This is a genomic window from Undibacterium sp. Jales W-56 (genome assembly GCF_025548535.1).
GTDB lineage: Bacteria > Pseudomonadota > Gammaproteobacteria > Burkholderiales > Burkholderiaceae_D > Undibacterium.
The window spans coordinates 434,430-453,591 of the sequence record NZ_JAJLQW010000001.1 but is presented as its reverse complement, the minus strand read 5'-3'; the positions used below and the strand labels follow the sequence as shown (position 1 = coordinate 453,591).

General features: G+C 53.2%; 17 protein-coding genes, 1 tRNA gene and 1 riboswitch. Of the genes, 10 read left to right on the top strand and 8 right to left on the bottom strand.

What is annotated here, in order from left to right:
* The first annotated feature begins 19 nt into the window (after nucleotides 1–19).
* Nucleotides 20–110, top strand: a tRNA-Ser gene (locus LPB67_RS02030).
* A 96-nt stretch (nucleotides 111–206) separates the two neighbouring features.
* Entirely contained in the window at nucleotides 207–533 is a 327-nt protein-coding gene (locus tag LPB67_RS02025) for a hypothetical protein (protein ID WP_262835398.1), read from the top strand.
* A gap of 67 nt (nucleotides 534–600) precedes the next feature.
* Here LPB67_RS02025 and LPB67_RS19155 read toward each other — a convergent pair whose 3' ends face one another.
* Entirely contained in the window at nucleotides 601–969 is a 369-nt protein-coding gene (locus tag LPB67_RS19155) for a DUF3644 domain-containing protein (protein ID WP_410482689.1), read from the bottom strand.
* Nucleotides 893–1,108 (bottom strand): hypothetical protein, encoded by a 216-nt coding sequence (locus LPB67_RS02020; protein ID WP_262835397.1) that lies wholly within the window; start codon nucleotides 1,106–1,108, stop codon nucleotides 893–895. Before LPB67_RS02020 ends, LPB67_RS19155 begins: the two co-directional genes overlap by 77 nt.
* Before the next feature lie 166 nt (nucleotides 1,109–1,274).
* Between LPB67_RS02020 and LPB67_RS02015 the strand changes: the two genes are divergently transcribed.
* Nucleotides 1,275–1,544, top strand: a complete 270-nt coding sequence (locus tag LPB67_RS02015) for a type II toxin-antitoxin system Phd/YefM family antitoxin (protein WP_262835396.1) — start codon at nucleotides 1,275–1,277, stop codon at nucleotides 1,542–1,544.
* Entirely contained in the window at nucleotides 1,544–1,873 is a 330-nt protein-coding gene (locus LPB67_RS02010; RefSeq protein ID WP_262835395.1) for a type II toxin-antitoxin system RelE/ParE family toxin, read from the top strand. The genes LPB67_RS02015 and LPB67_RS02010 overlap by 1 nt, the downstream gene beginning before the upstream one ends.
* 92 nt (nucleotides 1,874–1,965) lie before the next feature.
* Here LPB67_RS02010 and LPB67_RS02005 read toward each other — a convergent pair whose 3' ends face one another.
* On the bottom strand, nucleotides 1,966–2,271 hold the full coding sequence (locus tag LPB67_RS02005) for a hypothetical protein (RefSeq protein ID WP_262835394.1): 306 nt from the start codon (nucleotides 2,269–2,271) through the stop codon (nucleotides 1,966–1,968).
* 429 nt (nucleotides 2,272–2,700) lie between these two features.
* On the bottom strand, nucleotides 2,701–4,686 hold the full coding sequence (locus tag LPB67_RS02000; RefSeq protein WP_316685056.1) for a U32 family peptidase: 1,986 nt from the start codon (nucleotides 4,684–4,686) through the stop codon (nucleotides 2,701–2,703).
* Between the two features lie 285 nt (nucleotides 4,687–4,971).
* A riboswitch (cyclic di-GMP riboswitch) is annotated at nucleotides 4,972–5,059 on the top strand.
* Nucleotides 5,060–5,152: 93 nt separating this feature from the next.
* Here LPB67_RS02000 and LPB67_RS01995 point away from each other — a divergent pair.
* The 3 genes from LPB67_RS01995 (at nucleotide 5,153) to LPB67_RS01985 (ending at nucleotide 10,316) form a co-directional block, all read left to right on the top strand.
* On the top strand, nucleotides 5,153–6,793 hold the full coding sequence (locus tag LPB67_RS01995; protein WP_262835393.1) for a hypothetical protein: 1,641 nt from the start codon (nucleotides 5,153–5,155) through the stop codon (nucleotides 6,791–6,793).
* 235 nt (nucleotides 6,794–7,028) lie between these two features.
* Entirely contained in the window at nucleotides 7,029–8,534 is a 1,506-nt protein-coding gene (dacB, locus tag LPB67_RS01990) for a D-alanyl-D-alanine carboxypeptidase/D-alanyl-D-alanine-endopeptidase (protein ID WP_262835392.1), read from the top strand.
* Between the two features lie 117 nt (nucleotides 8,535–8,651).
* Nucleotides 8,652–10,316 carry a glycoside hydrolase family 10 protein gene (locus tag LPB67_RS01985; RefSeq protein ID WP_262835391.1) on the top strand — a complete coding sequence of 555 codons (1,665 nt, stop codon included), beginning with the start codon at nucleotides 8,652–8,654 and terminating at the stop codon, nucleotides 10,314–10,316.
* A gap of 75 nt (nucleotides 10,317–10,391) precedes the next feature.
* On the opposite strand, the gene LPB67_RS01980 is transcribed toward LPB67_RS01985, so the two are convergent.
* The 4 genes from LPB67_RS01980 to LPB67_RS01965 all read right to left on the bottom strand — a co-directional run bounded on the left by LPB67_RS01980 (nucleotide 10,392) and on the right by LPB67_RS01965 (nucleotide 15,853).
* Nucleotides 10,392–10,853: a hypothetical protein gene (locus tag LPB67_RS01980; RefSeq protein WP_262835390.1), complete on the bottom strand. Its 462-nt coding sequence runs from the start codon at nucleotides 10,851–10,853 to the stop codon at nucleotides 10,392–10,394.
* A gap of 481 nt (nucleotides 10,854–11,334) precedes the next feature.
* The gene (locus LPB67_RS01975) at nucleotides 11,335–13,164 is read right to left on the bottom strand and encodes an ABC transporter substrate-binding protein (RefSeq protein ID WP_262835389.1); all 1,830 of its coding nucleotides are present in this window, start codon (nucleotides 13,162–13,164) and stop codon (nucleotides 11,335–11,337) included.
* Nucleotides 13,165–13,389: 225 nt separating this feature from the next.
* A complete protein-coding gene (locus LPB67_RS01970) occupies nucleotides 13,390–14,844 on the bottom strand; it encodes an FAD-binding oxidoreductase (protein WP_262835388.1) in 1,455 nt (484 codons plus the stop codon).
* On the bottom strand, nucleotides 14,837–15,853 hold the full coding sequence (locus LPB67_RS01965; protein WP_262835387.1) for a DUF1338 domain-containing protein: 1,017 nt from the start codon (nucleotides 15,851–15,853) through the stop codon (nucleotides 14,837–14,839). Before LPB67_RS01965 ends, LPB67_RS01970 begins: the two co-directional genes overlap by 8 nt.
* 93 nt (nucleotides 15,854–15,946) lie before the next feature.
* Between LPB67_RS01965 and LPB67_RS01960 the strand changes: the two genes are divergently transcribed.
* The 3 genes from LPB67_RS01960 to LPB67_RS01950 all read left to right on the top strand — a co-directional run bounded on the left by LPB67_RS01960 (nucleotide 15,947) and on the right by LPB67_RS01950 (nucleotide 19,156).
* Nucleotides 15,947–16,861 carry a LysR substrate-binding domain-containing protein gene (locus LPB67_RS01960; protein ID WP_262835386.1) on the top strand — a complete coding sequence of 305 codons (915 nt, stop codon included), beginning with the start codon at nucleotides 15,947–15,949 and terminating at the stop codon, nucleotides 16,859–16,861.
* Nucleotides 16,862–17,006: 145 nt separating this feature from the next.
* Nucleotides 17,007–18,569: an ATP-binding protein gene (locus LPB67_RS01955; protein ID WP_262835385.1), complete on the top strand. Its 1,563-nt coding sequence runs from the start codon at nucleotides 17,007–17,009 to the stop codon at nucleotides 18,567–18,569.
* Nucleotides 18,570–18,964: 395 nt separating this feature from the next.
* A complete protein-coding gene (locus LPB67_RS01950; RefSeq protein WP_316685053.1) occupies nucleotides 18,965–19,156 on the top strand; it encodes a hypothetical protein in 192 nt (63 codons plus the stop codon).
* Nucleotides 19,157–19,162: the final 6 nt, after the last annotated feature.

Here is a 19,162-nt window from a genome sequence, read left to right as displayed (position 1 = left end):
ATGGGCAAGACTGCGAAAAGGAGAGATGGATGAGTGGTTTAAGTCACACGCCTGGAAAGCGTGCGTAGGTTCATAGCCTACCGGGGGTTCGAATCCCCCTTTCTCCGCCAGAATAAGATAAGCCCTTGATTTTTCAAGGGCTTTTTTATTTGGCTTTTCTCTCAGGGGTCACAGAATGGGGTTCCATTTCATTATGGAGAAGCATTTTGAAACTACCTTCCAATCTTGCCAAATCACGTCACGGCGTTTTTTACTTTCGCCTCTTTGGGCCAGCGATTCAGGGCGTTCGGAAAGAAAGCCGTATCTCGCTTCAAACCAAAAATCCCACTATCGCCAAGGAAAAATCCCGGCTTATTTCCGCTATCATGGTCAAAAACAAAATAGCTGATTTTATGGACGACGAACAAGACATTCTCAAACGAATCCACACGCTCACACAGAAAGAGCTGGAAACAATAGCGTTAAAGACATATGAATTGAATTTCAGACCACGTAGCTCAGTACCTACTTTAGCGAGGATAACTTTACGCTGATGTGGATGGGATTTGTTTGGGTCTACTTTTTTGGATACAAGCAGAAGCCCTTCTTTCTGTGCCCCTGCTACACCAACCACGATAGGCGACCAATGTTTTCGGAGACGGCACGGTGAGAAATATTCTTTGGGAAAAACTGTTCGGCTACGTCCATTGCAGTAAAAAATCGCAAAGTGAAGTAAGGTTTGCCGCGCACTTTTGGTTCAAAAATGCGAACACGATTTTTTGACAAAATAGCTTTAAATAATAGTTCCCATGAATTTAGGAGGAGAATCACAAAGCATTCACTTCGATATTCGAACCGAGGTTTGTTGTAGATTTCAATTGCGCCGATCTTTCTGTTACTTTGGTCTCTACCATCACTCGGCCAAAGAAGCCACGCCACAAAGATTCCAACCCGCACTGCTCGTGGTCTCGTTAAAGTACCCTTTTCCATCACGTTTACAAAATAAAAATGGCGACAATTGGACTGGTCGAACTTCTTTCGCCATTGCAACCGCCTCACGTAATTCAATTGTCGTTGAAAAATCAGATGGTTGTGGCACTGGTGTGGTGCTACGCAGACTCATTTCCACGATTTAAAATTTAATCGGTCCAAGTGTCCAGCTGTCCAAACATATTTGCATTCTTCACGGGTGCAAATATGTTTAATTTATTGCAAATATATAAATATTGACTCTGTACATGAGTCTTAATTAAGACTAAAATTGGTCTTTATTCATTTGCAGCAGAGGTCTGATCATGAAATTTTCCACCCAGGTAAAGCCCATCAGTTACCTCAAGAGTCACGCTGCCGAAGTTATCAAAGACATCACGGAAAATCGTGAGCCGATGTTGATCACACAAAACGGCGAAGCCAAGCTGGTCGTAATCGACGTGAAGAGTTTTGAAGAACAAGAAGAAACGCTCGCACTGCTAAAAATTCTGGCACTCGGCAATCGTGAAATTGAGCAAGGCAAATTCCGCAGTGCAGAGGATGTGTTTGCCGAACTGGACAAGGCTGATCTCTGATGGATTTCAGAGTCGTCATTCTTGATGCGGCAGAGCAGGACCTGAAAGAGCTCAGAACCTATATTCTCAAAAACTTTTCGTTGGAAACTTGGCGCACTACTTATGGCAAGATAAAAGAAGCGATCCGCAACCTGCAAAATTTTCCGCAAGCGGGTGCAATTCCAGAAGAAATTGAAAAACTCAACCTAACGCAATACCGACAAGTCTTATCTGGAATGAATCGGGTCATTTACGAAGTGAGGCAGGATGTTATTTATATTCATATTGTTGTCGATGCCAGGCGCGATATGAATGCACTGCTGACACGGCGATTGTTGCGAATCTCTTAAAAACGAAAGAGCCTCAGACAATCAACATTGTCATTTTTACCCATACGGATGCAGAGAAACATCTGTAATCAAAAAATCAGAACGACAGGTAATTATTTTTGATGTCGCAAACGCCGCAATAAGGCGTCGGCACTACCGCTGAGCGGTACGTCATGCTGACGTAGCAACTGGATGTGGAGCACCAGATTTTCGAGTACCAATTTAGCGGAGACTGCCAGCAAGGTCAGATGGCGATCCTGCTCGCTGAAATTCTCGAGGCTCTGCGCCATGTCGCATAAATGATCGGCAACGAGGGAGCGCAAAACATTTTCCTCGATAGGGAGGTCGGCAAAGTCGATCGGATCCTCTTTTTCGACTTCGAGGATTAATTCTTGTAACTGCTCAGGCGTAATCGACATGACGGCATCCTCGCTGTGGCATTCTTTCATTATAGTTAGGACTAACGCAAAGACCAAAAACCTCTCACCATAGAGGCATAGAGAAATGGCAGGAGAGGAACTGGCTACACGGCCTTTTTAAATAAAAATGCACCCGCAAGCTGGATGCGCCTGTTGGCACGAAATGGCTCTGAAAGCCGCATCCAGCCTGCGGTTTCAATGTAGGTAACTTCTAAAAACCCCATACTCGAGCGCATCGCGTCGTTACAAAGCCTCGCAATACCGACGTATTGCTGCGTTTTGTGCCTAGCGTTGCACCTCGATTAAAGGGTTTTTAGAAGTTCCCTGTACATGGTGTTAAGCGGTTTGGCGCTTTGCGTAGGTCCAAATAGCGTGATGTTTGCCAGGACTGTAACAGTCCGCCGATAGGCCCTGGACATATCCTGGCAATCAGTGAAACGGCGTTTCGAGATTAAGCTGACTGTTGCGCAGGCCGGCTCTTATGAAACACCAAAGGGCTATACGCCACACTCGATGGCGGCGCCGATTGCAGGATGTTTTTTTCATCTTGCCGACCACGTGCATCTCGCATGGTTTGCAATCGAATCTGAGTGTCAACTTCTCATTGCCGTTCATTAAAGTCATCGGCTCGGCCTTGACCTGGCCTTGCACGCCCTGCACTCCTTTGGCTTGTTTCGGGCAGAGGTTAAATGAGAAGCGCAGGCAATGCTTGGTAATCATCAAAGAAACTTCACCGGCCTCCTCATGCGATTCGTACGCCGCATCAATTAACTTTACGCCGTGCTTTTCGTAGAAGGCCCTTGCCTTGTGGTTGTAGACGTTGGCCAGATACGAAAGTGAGGCGTCCGGATACGGGACTGGCGGCTCTATCGGGGCTTTACGTAACGGTCGCTGCCAGCTCGCCAGGCGGGAAAGCTCATGCCGAGCAACCGCATCGCGACGCAAGGCGTTGATGACGGAGCTTGGCACAAACCAGGCTTGGCGCAATTGCAGCTCAATCGCTTCGGCATAAAACATGGTGTTGCCCAGCTTGCCGAGATTGTCGCGCAAGGCCGCTTCTGCTTTATCTGCCTGCTGCGCTGGCTCTAATTTCAGTTCGACGTGCGCTGCACTGCTGACGCCGTCGGCATCGAACAACTCCAAGCTGAGGCCGTGCTCATGATCTTTTAAAGTCATCCACAGGCCAAGTTTGCGATCGGCTGTTTTTTTGTTTAAGGCGGATTCCCAGTGATGATCGCGATTGCGATTAATCGCCACGCCTGCTTTTAAACCGACCAGATCGGCCATCGGCTCATTTGGATAGATGCGCCATACATCGCCGATCTTTTCAACCGTATTTGCCTGTATGCCGGCGACTTCGCGCTTGTGCATATAGTTCAAGCCATCGCCGTTGGCGAGCGCATCGGCAGTTTCGATATCGAACCAGGTCGGCCCCAGTTGCGAGACATAGCCCAGATGCAGGCCAACATATTTGGGCGAATCAAACGCAGCGATGTCATCGAGTCTGCCATTCGCAAAATAATCGGTATGGCCGCGATGAAAAGTCTTATCGACATTCGGTGTAAAAGCGATCTGGCTATGCCCGCTGGAAGCACGCGAGAACTCGGTGCGACGGCTCATGATCTCGTCTAACAGCAAGCGGTAATGCGCGGTGATATTTTTGACATAGCCCATGTCCTTATAGCGCCCCTCGATTTTGAGCGAGCGTATCCCCGCGTCAATCAGGGCTTCGAGGTTGCTGCTTTGGTCGTTGTCCTTCATCGACAGCAAATGCTTGTCGTAAGCGACTACCCTGCCCTCACCGTCGGTCAACGTATAAGGCAAGCGGCAGGCTTGCGAGCAATCGCCGCGATTCGCGCTGCGTCCGTTGTGCGCATGCGAGATATAACATTGTCCGGAGTAAGCGACGCATAAGGCGCCATGAACGAAGTATTCAAGTGGCGTATCGACTTCTGCCTTGATCGCCTTGATCTGCTCTATCGTCAATTCGCGCGCCAACACTAATTGGGAGAAGCCGGAATCGCCGAGGAATCTGGCTTTGGCGACGCTGCGGATATCGCACTGCGTACTCGCGTGCAACTGAATCGGCGGCAAATCCAGTTCCAGCATCGCCATATCCTGCACGATCAGGGCATCAACCCCGATGTCGTACAGTTGATGAATTAATTGGCGTGCAGGCTCTAACTCCGAATCATGCAAAATCGTATTCATCGTCACAAAAATGCGTGCATGAAAACGATGGGCAAACTCAACTAACTGGGCGATCTCGCCAATGTCGTTACTGGCATTGTGGCGCGCGCCAAAAGACGGGCCGCCAATATACACTGCATCTGCGCCATGCAAGATCGCCTCGCGCCCAATCTCACTATTTTTGGCAGGGGCAAGAAGTTCCAATTGATGCGCGAGAAGTGTCATAGAAATGATTCGGTAGAGGTGAGGCGAAATTATAGCGAAATCGCTCGGTGATGTGTGCTGCAAGACGCATTATGAGATACGTCATCGCATTCAGAATGCAGGCACGGCAATCTCTCCCGCAATCCACCATATAACGCAACTTAGCATATTTCCTTAAGTCCGTTATCAAAATCATCTTTTAACTTATCAATTTATCTTTTTCTCTTATATATCAGTCACTTAGTTGAAAAATTAATTGAAACAAATCGTGAGATTGGATTGACACAAAGCGATGAATGGCTAAAGTGACGTCTAGGGCAAACTTATTGAAAAATAAGGACGCAAAACTTCCGGCCTAAGGTCTGTCACAGATCATGGTAGCGGGGTCGCCAATAAAGTGATCTGTGCAGCGCTGCCTCAGCGATCAATGCGATTCATTTATTGTCAGCGTATGCCCTTTGTTTAAATACTTAACAAAGGGATCAAAATGAAACACTCCACAAATGGCATTTCAGCCGCGCGCAAGATCTTAGCGCTGGCCGTCATCGTTGGACTCGGAGGACTTGCTGCCTATGCCGGAGTCAACCTGAGTAGCGATGACAAGACGCCCGTCGCCAGCGCAAACAAACCGCCATCGGCAGCCAAGCCAGTCACTGCTACCGCAACGACTGCATGGGGTAGCAGTCCCCTGCAATTAGTGCAGGCAAATGGCACCGCCCTGGCGGCTGCGTTACCGCTAGCAGTCAATGCTGTACCAGCGGTCAACACCGTCGCCGCCAATATCGAGATGCCGGACGACTTCGTGCCATCCAGCGCCGAAGGATCGACCGACCGCGCACCGTTTGCACGGATTAACCTGGATGAACTATCATCCGGTCAACGCGCAATTACTTTGCTGGCCAGCCATCTCGATGCCGTTGCGAACTGGTACGGCATGAGCTCCGACAGTTTGAAACAATTGCTGTTATCCGACAGCACCGTGCACGTCGATCGCAAAGGCCGCTTGCTGCATATCGATAGCGGCGTGACCGCAGCGGGCGATGTCATGCATGCGGCGACAGCGAGCGTCACGACCAAAACGACGATCGCTACGCCATTCCCTTTAGACCAAACCTTCAAGCTGCATACCAAGAGCAATTCCACCCGTCTCTTGTATCTGAACTTTACCGGTTTTGGAAAAAATCCTGCGTTTGATCTGGATAAAGCACCCGCCACATTCAGCGATGCCGAGCGACTCCTGATACAAAAAGTCTGGTTACGCGTGGCAGAAGACTATGCGCCTTTCGATGTCGATATCACGACTGAAGCGCCCACCGTGGTAACAGGCAAGGTCGGCGTCATGATCCTGATTACACCGCAGACAAATACCGCAGGCGGTTACGCCTACCTCAACGCGTTCAACACATACAATCCCAATTCATCGCCTGCTTTTTGTTTCCCGAATAATCTCGCCAATAGCGAAAAACCGATTGCCGAATGCATCTCGCATGAGCTAGGACATACCCTGGGCTTGCTGCATCAGGGCAGCAGCAGCACCGAATACTACACAGGTCAAGGTGACGGCGAGACAGGCTGGGCACCGATCATGGGCGTCGGCTATTACAAGAACCTGACCCAATGGGCCAAAGGCGAATACACCGGTGCCAATAACAAGCTAGACACCTATGCGATCATGCTCAGACAAGGCCTCAGGCCACGTAGCGATGATCACGGCGGCACCATTGCATCGGCGGATGCGATGACCAGCACGATTGCCAATGGCTTCAACAATGTCCATGCCACCGGCATTATCGAAGTGCCAGGCGATATTGATATGCTCAGTTTCAACGCCGGTGCCGGTCCGGTTATTTTAAAAGCTGTGCCAGCAGCTTTGGGAGGCAACCTCGATATTTCCCTGCAGTTGCTGGATGCTACCGGCAAAGTCATCGCCACATCGAACGATGCTGCAACACTGGGGACCGCCCTGACCGCGACCCTCACCGCATCAGGCACCTATTACCTGAGTGTGACTGGCGCAGGCAAAGGCTCCCCTTTACAAACCGGCTATAGCAATTACGGCAGTCTCGGCCAGTACAGTATCAGCGGCACCACGCCGATCACTACTGCGGCACCCGTAGCTAAACGGTAAAAACTCCCGGAGCATCACACTTGCGCCCAGCTAAATGCGCGACTGAATGCGCAACTGAATGAGCGCCTGAACATCCGGATCAAAGTACTTTTTCCATCACGCCAGGTCCCGCCGACCTGGCGTTTTTTTCTTGGACAGATAGATTCGTGGCGGACTCCCATACCGCCCGGACTTCATGATGAAGGCTGCTCATTTACACTACAATGTCCGTGTTTGAATAGCACGGAGTCGCTGCATGTCCACATCGGTTTTATCCTCATCGGCTTGGCGAGGGCGTTGCACGCGCCTGATCTCGCTCTGCTTGATGAGCGCGTTGAGCTTATCTGCTTTACCTGCGTTCAGCCAAACCACCCTGCCTGCCTCCGTAGAAACCGCGCTGAATAAAGCCGGCATCCCCGGCACGGCCATCAGCGTCATGGTAGTGCCGGTGGAAGGCAACATGCCAACGCTCGCCATCGCAGCGACCACTCCGATGAATCCGGCCTCGACCATGAAGCTGCTCACCACCTTGATCGCGCTGGAAGAACTCGGTCCGACCTTCCGCTGGAAAACCCAATTCCTGAGCGAGAGTCCGCGCCGCAAAGATAGCCTGAATGACGACCTGTACCTGCGCGGCGGCGGCGCACCGGATATCAGTTGGGACAAACTCAGCCTGATGCTGCGCGGCTTGCGGACCCAGGGCATACGCAAGATCAACGGCGACATCGTACTCGACCGGACATATTTTTCGCCGACCCGTCCTGATCTCGATACCCTGCCATTCGATGACGCGCCTTACGCCTACTACAACGTCATCCCCGATGCACTGATGGTGAACAGCAATATCCTGACTTTCGATATCGACACCACCGGCGGCGGCATCAAGGTCCAGACCACCCCGCCAACCGCCGGACTTCAGATCAGAAACGATTTAAGTTTCGACGACAGGTCCTGCGCCGAATGGGACAGCAAATCGCATGTGCCCGCAATCGAGACCAACAGCAAGCGCCAGACCACGATCACGTTGAGCGGGCATGTGCCGCGGCGTTGCAAACTGTCGATGTCGCTGAATATCCTCGACCGCAATCTTTACATCGAACATCTGATACGGCAACTATGGCAAGAAATGGATGGCGTCTGGAACGGCAATGTCAAAGAAGGCAAAACACCCGCCAGCGCCAGCGTCCTGTTCGAACGTCAATCGGATACGCTGGCCGACATCATCAAGCCGATCAATAAACGTTCCGACAATTCGATGGCGCGCAGCGTGTATCTCAGCCTCGGCGCAGAATTTAGCGATGCAAAAAATTACCTGGGCAGCGCGCAGGCCGCCGACGCCCGTATCCGCCTATGGCTCACGCGGCGCGGCATCAATCCCGATAACTTGGTGCTGGAAAACGGCTCAGGACTGTCGCGCAATGAGCGCATCAGCGCGCTGCAAATGGCGCAGCTATTAAAAATCGGCGCGACCAGCAACTGGTATGCCGAATTCGCCGCCAGCATGCCGATCGCCGCAATCGACGGCACCATGCGCAAGCGACTCAGGGACACGCCTTTAGAAGGCCGCGCCAGAATTAAAACTGGCACGCTGAAAGATGCCACCGCCATCGCCGGCTACGTGCGCGATGTGCAGAATAGAACCTGGATCGTGGTCGCCATGGTCAATCACAATGACGCCGGCAAAGCCAGACCCGCATTCGATGAACTCATCTATTGGGTCGCCACCGGGCAAAACAATAGCGGGATTACGGCGACACCCTGAAATGGATTCATCAACAGATTCATCACCGGCATAGTATCGGCCAGCGCACAGAGCGCTGGTTGATTCAGGGGGAATGCAGTAGCATCCTAGCTTTGGTAAATTACGGCAGTCCAAGGCATGACTTCTCAATCGCAGCACCGCATCACATCCCGCATCAGCAAAGCAAAACAATTCCTGGCAATAAGCTGCCTGAGCCTGCTCAGCGCCTGTGGCAATCAGAGTATTGCACCGACGGTCAGTTCAGCTGCTAACACCACAAGGCCGACCACACCGGCAACCACGGTAGCGTCAGCGACAAAAGCGCCATCGACACCAGATATAAAAATCGCCTCTCAACCCGCGCCATCGGTAACGTCGGCACCGGCAGCGCCGCGGGAATTCCGCGCCGCCTGGGTCGCGACCATAGGCAATGTCGATTGGCCAAGTCAAAAAAATCTCAGCGTCGCCCAACAGCAAGCCGAAATCATCCGCATCCTCAACACCGCACAGGATATGCATCTCAATGCGATCGTGCTGCAAGTCCGTCCGAGTGCCGATGCGATCTATCCATCGGAGCTAGAGCCATGGTCAGACTATCTGAGCGGCGAGCAAGGCAAGGCGCCATCGCCTTTTTATGACCCGCTGCGCTACTGGATAGACCAGGCCCATCAGCGTGGGCTGGAGCTGCATGCCTGGTTCAATCCGTATCGTGCCAGGAGCAACGCGAACAAATCACGACTCGCCAGCAAGCATATTTCACGCACCCATCCTGAGCTGGTCAAAGCCTACGGCGACATGCTATGGATAGATCCCGGCGAACCCGCAGCGATGCAACACACGCTGGCAGTGATCCAGGATGTGGTGCGGCGCTACGACATTGACGGCGTGCATATCGACGACTATTTTTATCCTTACCCGGTCAAGAATGCCGCTAAAACGGAAGTCGATTTTCCCGATCAAAATTCCTGGCGCAACTACCTCAGCAACGGCGGCAAGCTCGCCAAAGCAGACTGGCGGCGGCACAACGTCAATCAGTTGGTCGAGCAGATACACAATAGCATCCATCAAGACAAACCCTGGCTGCGCTTCGGCATCAGCCCCTTTGGCATAGGCAAGCGCGGCCAGCTACCGCCAGGCATCAGCGGCTTCAGCCAATACGACAAACTGTACGCCGATGTCGAACTATGGCTGGAGCGCGGCTGGCTCGACTATCTGGCACCGCAACTCTACTGGCCGCTGAACCAGAGCCAGCAATCATTCACCACCCTGCTGAAATACTGGCAACAACAAAACACCCAACACCGCCACATCTGGCCAGGCCTTTATACGAACCGCATTGATCAAGGTGACAAACCCTGGCCAGCCGAAGAAATCATCCGCCAGATCGACGCAACCAGGCAGAGCGCAGGCGATGCCAGAGCTGCCGGTCACCTGCATTTCAGCATCACCGCCCTGCTAAAAAACCGCAACGACATCCGTAGCCAATTACGTCAGCATGCATACACCAGCGCCGCACTGATCCCGGCCATGCCCTGGGCGCATTCCACTGCGCCCGGCGCACCGCAATTACGGATGATCGATGAGAAACAAGTGCAAGTCATTGCGAACCCGGCAGACAACGCGCACCAGATCGCCATCTGGCGACGCTTTGGCGCGACATGGACATTTTCTGTGCAAGCGATAACGCAGAACACCATCTCGCTGGCATTGGAAGGCCAATCAGGGCATGCCGATCAGCTTGTGGTGAGTCTGGTGAACCGGTTTGGTGTTGAGGGAGAGCGGGTTGCTTCTGTGATGCGTTAGCTGGCGGATTGCAGTGCTTGAGTTTTTTTAGGGAAGTTGCCCTGTCGGACTTCGCTTCGCTCTGCACCAGCCTGTTTACACTTGCTGTTGCTGATGCGCAGCGAACTTGGCGGCACACCACAAGCCAATAGGAACCGCAAGCAAACCTGGCCATGCATACCAGGCGAACATGAAGCCCAGCTTGACTGAGGACGATAGATCAGCAGTGAAATAATAATTCAGCTCGTCAATCACACGGTAAGCCAGCCACGGGGTTGAGCAGGCCAAAACGAGAGGCAGCGATGCATGTCTTAGTTCACGAAACAGAACCCAGCCTATGGCAACCGCGAGCAATATCGCCGGAATATGAATCAGAAGCGTGGTGTGGACGAGAAAGGCAAATGCCGGATGCCCCCGGAGTAATTCGAGAAGTAAACCAGAAATGGGAATGGCTGCCAGAATACCCATAAGCACAATGCTGAGCCAGGCGAGCGGGATGCCAACCAGGAATGCGATCACGATGCTGCGTCGATTGTTTATAGGCATGCGCTCTAACATAATGTAATCTCCGGTTTGCAAAAATAACCGCCTGAATTAAAAAGGCTATCAAGGTTAGTTTCTATTATAACAATGAAATTGACAAAATTGATATATTTTTTCAAGAACTGTTTTCCCATAAAGTAGAAATAAAAATCCAAACCTCAACCCGCACTATCCATGCGCATTTCAGGAACATTCTGCTTTGTGAGGTGCATAAATACAGCGCTCTTCTACTTTGCAGGACCTATGCAAAACCGAAAACTGTTTACCGCACTCATATTGAACCCGCAGGCTGGATGCGGCTTTCAGAGGCATTTCATGCCAGCAGGCGAAGCCGGATTGCGGGATCGTTTTTACTATCACCATTCCACGAAGCTGTTGACTCTTGCCTTTCCTCTGTGTCTCCGTGTCTCTGTGGTGAGAGGTTTTGTTTTTTGCGTAAGTCCTATTTTGAAATTCTCAATAAAAATAACCTGTATCCAATCATCATCAGCTTCACTCAATGCGCATCCACATCGAGGTAGCGCCAATTGGTGAACTCCACCGGATGCCGCTTGTAGTTCCGTAACCACGGCTGCCAGATGTCTGCCGACAGTGGATGAATCCGCACTACCCACGGCGCATAGCCATGTACCAGTTGCGCCATGTCGCGATAGATTTTTTGCTTCTGCGGCGACTCTGGCATCGACAGCGACTGTTCATACAACCGATTGAAGGCAGGCAGGTCGAAGCGCGCGTAATTGGCGCGACCGCGATTGGCACCGTACAGCAATTGATAGAAGTTCGATCCATCTGGGAAGTCGGCGATCCAGTTGGCTTCGGTCATCTGTACTTTGCCGAGTCGCGCGGCCTTGATGATCTCGGTATGCTTGTCGCTGACGAAGTTGATTCTGATGCCGATGGCTTCCAGATTTCTGCGCCAGTTTTCATCGCGCAGACGACCGGTGGTCGATGCCAGATTATGCATGGTCAATGACAGCGGCTGGCCGTCTGGCAAGCGCCGATACCCATCGACACCGCGTTGATAGCCGAACTTGTCGAGCAAGGCGTTCGCGAGCCGGATGTCATGCCTGACCGGGCTCTGATACTGCGCATCGTAGCCCAGCACGTTCGGCGGCAGCGGCGATTGCGCCGGCAATGCCAGGCCTTGCTCTGACACCGCGATGTCTTCTTTGCTGTTGTAGCTCAGCGCGATGGCACGTCGCAAGGCGATCTTCTGCGGCGTGTAGCCGCCGATCACCGGGTCTTCCATATTCATCCACATGTAGTAGGTTTGCAGCGGTGAAAACAAGCAGAGTTGTATGCCGCGTTTAACCAGTTCCGGCTTGAGTTGCAGTTGGTTCAGCACCATGTCGGCCAGGGGCGGCGGAACTTGTTCCAGGTAATCGAACTCTTTATTCAAAAAACCGAGTACCCGCGACTGATGTTCTTCGACAATCTTGATCTCGATACGATCGACCCGCGGCAAGCGCCGGCCTTGCAGGTTTTTTATAATTTGCACGTCTTCCGGGGCGGTAGACGATGCAGAAAAAACGACGCGGCGATAAGCCGGATTGGCGAGGAGTTCGATGCGATAACTGCGCTGCCATTGCCCTATCCGGAACGGCCCGGTGCCAACCGGATGATTGCCGATCTGGTTGCCATAGGCCTCTACCACTTCGCGCGCCACGGCGGCAGTGGCGGGCGTGGCCAGCTGAAACAGCAATTGATGGTCCGGCGCAGTGAGCCGTATCCTGAGCGTGTAGCGGTCGATCACTTGCAGGCCGTCGATCTCGCTATCGATATTGAATTTGGATGCGCTATCTTTGCTGCGCAAGAGTTTGTCATCGCCCAACAGTTTGTGTTCAAACAAAAATAGCCAGGGCGACTTGATCGCAGGGTCGTACAGGCGCTTGATGCTGTACACATAGTCCTGTGCGATCAGTTCACGCGGTTGTCCCTTGAATGCCGGATCGTCGGCAAAATAAATGCCGGGTTGCAGGCGCAGCAGATAGCTTTTGCCATCGTCGCTGATCTCGGGCATGGCTGCCAGTGTGTTCGGCTTGAGCTTAAGCGGCCTGGCGAGATAGTCGTAAGCCAGCATCGCGTCGAAGATATTCTCATTGATGCTGAGCGATTGCAGGTCGGAGGCGGCTGCCGGATCGAGCGCCGCCTCGGGATTGGTCAGCAAAACGTGCAGGGTTTTGAGCGACTGCGTTTGCGCAGGAAGCGCTGCAGCGGTCGTGACTGCGGCGATCGTTGAGACAACACCGGGAGCGGTGATGACAAATAAAGCCGATAAAATCAGCGCGGAGCGAGATTGAAGCCAACCCGAAAAGCGAGATTGCATGAAGATATCCGGATGAAGAGAGTGCGCCAGCTCGCAGAGCTGAGTGCAGCTCCGCGACTGTAAGATATCCTCAGTCTAAACGCTCTGACTGCTCACGGCAATTTTCACCGTTCCGGCTTGATTCAGATTCCTGCGAAAGCATCGGGATAAAACCCAGTCGCCTATAAAAATTTCCAGAACCTCTTTGCATTCTCTCCTGGCCTCAGCTCTCTGTATCGAGAAGTTTTAGCTTGTTTTTTGCTTGCCAAACCAGGTCAGGCCAAACAAATGCGCCGGATCGAGCATGTTCTGGATATTTCCCGCCACTTGCTGTGCAGCCTCGGACGTATAGCGATGATAGTAAGCCTGGTTATACGGACCGACGCCATGCTCGGCACTGAAGCTACCGTGATAATCGCGCACGACCATGTCGTAAATAGCGTCACGCAATTCGCTGACGACCGCGGCGTCATAAGCTGCATCCGCGGTGTGCGGCCATACCAGATTGAAATGACTGCCGCCATCCGCCCAATGGCCAAAATCCATCACCTGCAAATGCGGATAACGGGTCTCCACCAGGCTGATCGCACGTTGACGGAAAGCGACCAGCGATGAGCGCGGCATCGAGATATCGAACGCGATGATCCTGCCTTCGCTACGTAGCGACTCGCTGATCGCATGGCGGATACGCCATAGATCCTGGCCGCGACCGACCAGCGCATTCGTAATGAGCTCACCGAAATGCGCTTCCAGTAGTTGGTTCAGCAATGCCTCTAAATGCAATCCTGACTTTTGCGGCGACATGGTGCTGTCGAGTTCGATCAGGATGCAGTACTCCGGTAGCTGGTCAGGCGCAAACGGATTCGTCATGGCGGGAACATGGCGCAATACCGCTGCCATCGCCTGACCCGAGATGCCTTCAAAGGCGCTCAGGAACTCACCGCAATCTTGTTCGAAAATCTGCAACAGCGCCAATACCGCGGCCTGATCGCGCGGCACCACCAGCGCGGTGGCGGTTTGCTGCGGCAGGCGATGCACTTGCAATACGGCGCGGGTGATGATGCCGTAGGCACCGCTGGTGCCGACCAGTAATTGCTTGAGATCGGGACCGGTATTATTTTTTCGCAAGGCAGTGCGCAGATCCAGAATCGTACCGGGCGGATGCAGCAATACCGCTTCCAGACCGAGCAGATTGGCGCGCACATCGCCATATTTGATCAGCCGCGCTCCGCCGGTATTGGCAGCGATCATGCCACCGATACTCGGGTTGGCCCCGAGATCGACCGGAAAGCACAGGCCGTGCGCCTCCAGCGCCTGGTTCAAATCATGCAGCGTCACGCCGGCATCGACTTCGACGGATCGATTGACGACGTCGATCTCGATGCGGCGATTCAGGCGCTCGGTACTCAGCACGAGAAAGTGACCGCTGGCATCCGGCGTACTGGCGGCGACCAGGCCGGTATTCGCGCCTTGCACCACGAGCTTGATCTGTTGGCTGGCGCAATAGTGCGCGAGTTGCGCGACCTGCTCCGTGTCGGCGGGACGCACCACGGCCAGGGCCGATCCGGCGCCGTAACGTGCGCCGGTGAGATAGCGCGCGCAGTCAGCCGCATCGCTGATGACGGCGGCCGCGCCCAGCAGATTTTTTAATTCTGCCAGCACAGCAGCCGCATTGAGCGTCGGGTGCAGATCGTCAGGCATTGGCGGTCATCTTAAAAATTCCCTGGGCATTGCCAGTATCAAAACTCAGATCGAGTCGCTGCACGCCGTTGCCATCGGTCATCTGGTCGCGTGTGATGAATTCATAAAACGATCCTGGCACTTCACGCGTCATGATGCTGCCGCTCTCAGTACGGAATTCACGCACCACCGTTGCCGCTTTAAAGGCCGTCTGACGCACCCGGCCAGAACCCGAGACCTCGACCTGCGGCTTGACCGGGCGTCCGAGTTGACGCTGCTCCTCGGCGGTCTGGAACACATCAGTCACCCGGTCGGTCGCATGATTAAATACATTGCCTTCGGTCGCGATCCAGGCCATCTCGGCGGATTCGTTTTTCAGGATATCGTAATCGCGCAAGCTGGGGATGCCATGCTGACGATCAAAACAATTGACCAATACCGGCAGCAGCTCGGTCGCCTGTTGCAGGTTGAGATTGCCATCGCGGTCGAGTTCATTCAGCATGCTCACCGCCGCCGGCGTCAGCGGATCCACCGAGTCGCCCAGTACCCTTGTCACCGCTTCCTGAAATTCGCGGCTGAAGCGCTCCGGATGCAATTCGCTGACAAAAAATTGCGAGATATTGTCAGGATCGTCGATGTGCGCATACGAACGTCCGGTCATGCTCAAACGATCGAGCGGATATTTGCCCTGCAAGCGATATCCTAGCGGCTTCAGGATGCGGATCAAGGCCGCTTCGCCGGGCGGCAGGTCGCCGATACCAAACCAGCGCACGGTACGCAATGCGCCGTGATCGAGAGTCACTTTGCCGCCGCGTGCAATCACCTCATCGGTATAGGCCTTGCCGCTGGGGACGCGTTGTAAAATTCCGTCGAACAGCAGCATGTTCAGCGCCTGCGCCAATTCGGCGCGACTGATACGCCCCTCCTCCCATACACTGAATTTAGGCGATATATGCAATAAATTCATTAACTCATGTGCTTTAAGCTCACCGGCACAAGCTGAAATCAGGGAGTGGATATTGGTTTTCATAGCAAATTTACTCGTTTAGATACGCTTATTCTGACTCAAGCCCGCTTCAGCGACAAACGAGTTAAAATCACAAGTTAGTGAGGAAATGGAATAATGCGAAAAAAAATCCCCAGCTTGCACGCCCTGATGATCTTTGAAGCCGCGGCCCGCCTGCAAAGCTTTACCCGCGCCGCCGATGAACTGGCGTTGACCCAAAGCGCCGTCTGCAAACAGATCGCCGGCCTCGAAGAATGGCTGGGCCTGGCCTTGTTTGCGCGCGTCAAACAACGCATCATCCCGACTCCGGCGGGACGCAGTTATGCCGGGAAAATTCGCGCCCACCTGGGACGGATAGAACGCGACACGCTGGAGCTGATGGGCACTCAGGACGGCTCTGGCGTCTTAGAACTCGCCGTGGTTCCGACCTTTGCCACGCAATGGCTGATCCCCAGGCTGGCGGAGTTTCACGCCTTGCGTCCCGATATCACGATCAATCTGAGTACCCGCACCGATGCCTTCCTGTTTGCCGAGTCGCCGTTTCACGCAGCGATTCATTCGGGCGCCGCGCCGTGGCCCGGCACGAAAGGGGATTTCTTGATCGGCGAAGACGATACCACGCCGGTATGCAGCCCTGCGCTGCTGGCAAACTACCAGCGCACATCACGTAAGCCGACGATTGCCGATATCAGCAAGATGCCGCTGCTGCACCTGATGACGCGGCTGGATGACTGGCGGCGCTGGTTTGATCTGCATGATTGCAGCAATGATGTGTCTGCCGTCAAAGGCGCCCGCTACGAATTGTTCACGATGCTGATCAGTGCTGCGGCTGCGGGTCTGGGTGTGGCGCTGATTCCGCGCTTTATGGTGCAGGCCGAACTCGATGCAGGCACGCTGACGATACCCCTCCAGTTAAGCCTGCCGCGCTCTGCTGCGTATTACCTGGTCTATCCCGAAGAGAATGCGGCGCTCGGCCCTTTGCTCGCGTTTAAAACCTGGCTGCTCGATAACACGCAAGCCAAGCCAGGATAGAAAACGGTCTTGCTGGACGGAGAAGCGTCGTGACGATGGCATTTACCTTTTAAGCTTGGCATTTGGCAAGCATTCTGTAGTATTCTGCATATCAGAAATCATCCTATCGTATTGCGCTGACCAACCGGGACCTCCGTTACGATTCATGAATCCAAAACCAAGCGAGCATGGTATTCAATCAGCACTGCCGCTGCGCGCAGTCATTGCCCTCACGGTAGTCATCGGGATCGCCCTGGCGTCTGCGCTGGTGTATCTGGAAGAAGCGACGCGGATCCGGGAAGAACACACCGCAAACGTCCAGGTAGAGCTCGAACGACTGACCACACTGACCGCATTAGCATTGCGCGAATCGCTCTGGCAGTTTGTGCCGCAACAAGCCGATTCGATTATCGAAGCTGCCTTCGTCAATCCTGAAGTCACCAGCATTAAAGTCATAGAAGACGGCGGCAAGCCATTTGCCTCAAAAACGCGCAACGACTTCCGCGATGAAAAAACGCTCATCATGAAACAAGATATCGTGCGGGACGGCGTCAGACTCGGACAATTAACGATCAGCATGACGACTGCCGGCTATCGGCAAAAACTGCGGACGGTGACGATACGTTATGGACGCGCCGGCATTCTCATCATCATCGGGTCATTGCTGTTTATCCTGTTTGTCATGCATAGACGCTTTGTCCGCCCTATGGATCGACTGGTCGAGGCATCGCAGAACCTGGCCCAGGGTAAATTGGAAATACCGATTAAAGCCATACGCCATGATGAGCTCGGCATCCTGGCGCAGAGTCTGGAAGAAACCCGTAAATCCTTGCTCGACCTGTTCAGCAAAGTGGAACAGCGCAACGCCGAACTCAAGGATGTCAACGAGCATCTGGAACAAAGGGTAGAAGAGCGCACCCGGTCGCTGGAAGAAACCTTGCAGACGCTGAATCGTGCTCAGCACGACATGATACAAACCGAAAAGCTCGCGTCCCTGGGGCGCGTGGTCGCCGGTGTCGCACACGAACTCAATACGCCGATCGGCAATGCCCTGCTGGTGGCCTCCACCATCAATGGCGACCTGAGAGAATTACGCGCTGAAGTCGACTCCGGCAATATCCGCCGCAGCACACTGTCCAAGGTATTGAATCATTCTCAGGCGGGATTTGATATCTTCTTTAGCAATCTCGAACGCGCCGCCCGCATCGTCGGCGATTTCAAGCAAGTGGCGGTAGATCAGACCAGCGAGCAACGCAGAAAATTTGATTTAGGCAATGTCAGCGGCGAAATTCTCACCATGCTCAATCCGGCAATCCGCAAAACCGGCTGCACCGTCAATTTGCAGGCAGAGCCCGATCTGCTTTGCGATAGCTACCCTGGGCCGTACGGTCAGGTACTGAATAACCTGATCATGAATGCGATACTGCACGCATTCGACAATCGCGCCGATGGTGTGATTCAGGTGGTCGTTAAACGACTCAATGCAGATTATGTGCAACTGATAGTCAGTGACAATGGATCGGGCATGGAGGAGGACGTCAGAAAACAAATCTTCGATCCTTTTTTCACGACAAAAATGGGCAACGGTGGAACCGGGCTGGGCATGAATATTGTCCACGGCATCGTCGTCAGAATCCTGGGCGGTACGATCGCTGTCTCCAGCACGGTCAACCAGGGTACGCAAATTCTGGTGACCATCCCTACCGTATCGCCAGCAATGAAAGTTTAGGGTCTGTCAAGCTTGAAACCACTCTTGACGATGATCGCCGCCATAATGCCGGAGCCGGCATTATAACCAAGATCGACTCATACAAGACGCTCGCCACCCATCCTGTAAATCCGCTCGATTAAACCTGAGAATTTGCATTTCGTCGCAAGCAGTTGGCGCTCATCAGACGATATGACTACAGTACAGGAACTCCTAAGAACCCTTTAATCGAGATGCAGCGCCAGGCGCAAAGTATGGGGTTTTCAGAAGTTACCTACCGTCACATCAACCGCCCCTGAAAGGAAATCGTATGAAACTTGCAGAAAATATGGATGGCGTGGTTATCGCCTCTATCGCTCTGGTCATGATCAGCAGTCTGTTACACCAATTACTCGCATAATCAAGGCTACCTGATGATGAGCTTTTTACTCTGGATACTTTTATTTATCGTGTGCTGGCCACTGGCCTTGCTGGCGCTGCTGCTGTACCCGCTGGTCTGGCTGCTTTGTTTGCCATTCAGATTGCTCGGCATCGCAGTCGAAGGCGTCTTTGAATTGTTGCGTGCCATTGTCATGTTGCCAGCACGATTATTTGGCGGACGGCCATAAGGTATT

Excerpts from the sequence above, each read along its gene's own strand:
- LPB67_RS19155 (WP_410482689.1), bottom strand. The coding sequence starts at position 969 with ATGGAAAAGGGTACTTTAACGAGACCACGAGCAGTGCGGGTTGGAATC.
- LPB67_RS02015 (WP_262835396.1), top strand. The coding sequence starts at position 1,275 with ATGAAATTTTCCACCCAGGTAAAGCCCATCAGTTACCTCAAGAGTCAC.
- LPB67_RS02010 (WP_262835395.1), top strand. The coding sequence starts at position 1,544 with ATGGATTTCAGAGTCGTCATTCTTGATGCGGCAGAGCAGGACCTGAAA.
- LPB67_RS02005 (WP_262835394.1), bottom strand. The coding sequence starts at position 2,271 with ATGTCGATTACGCCTGAGCAGTTACAAGAATTAATCCTCGAAGTCGAA.
- LPB67_RS02000 (WP_316685056.1), bottom strand. The coding sequence starts at position 4,686 with ATGACACTTCTCGCGCATCAATTGGAACTTCTTGCCCCTGCCAAAAAT.
- LPB67_RS01995 (WP_262835393.1), top strand. The coding sequence starts at position 5,153 with ATGAAACACTCCACAAATGGCATTTCAGCCGCGCGCAAGATCTTAGCG.
- dacB (WP_262835392.1), top strand. The coding sequence starts at position 7,029 with ATGTCCACATCGGTTTTATCCTCATCGGCTTGGCGAGGGCGTTGCACG.
- LPB67_RS01985 (WP_262835391.1), top strand. The coding sequence starts at position 8,652 with ATGACTTCTCAATCGCAGCACCGCATCACATCCCGCATCAGCAAAGCA.
- LPB67_RS01980 (WP_262835390.1), bottom strand. The coding sequence starts at position 10,853 with ATGTTAGAGCGCATGCCTATAAACAATCGACGCAGCATCGTGATCGCA.
- LPB67_RS01975 (WP_262835389.1), bottom strand. The coding sequence starts at position 13,164 with ATGCAATCTCGCTTTTCGGGTTGGCTTCAATCTCGCTCCGCGCTGATT.
- LPB67_RS01970 (WP_262835388.1), bottom strand. The coding sequence starts at position 14,844 with ATGCCTGACGATCTGCACCCGACGCTCAATGCGGCTGCTGTGCTGGCA.
- LPB67_RS01965 (WP_262835387.1), bottom strand. The coding sequence starts at position 15,853 with ATGAAAACCAATATCCACTCCCTGATTTCAGCTTGTGCCGGTGAGCTT.
- LPB67_RS01960 (WP_262835386.1), top strand. The coding sequence starts at position 15,947 with ATGCGAAAAAAAATCCCCAGCTTGCACGCCCTGATGATCTTTGAAGCC.
- LPB67_RS01955 (WP_262835385.1), top strand. The coding sequence starts at position 17,007 with ATGAATCCAAAACCAAGCGAGCATGGTATTCAATCAGCACTGCCGCTG.
- LPB67_RS01950 (WP_316685053.1), top strand. The coding sequence starts at position 18,965 with ATGAGCTTTTTACTCTGGATACTTTTATTTATCGTGTGCTGGCCACTG.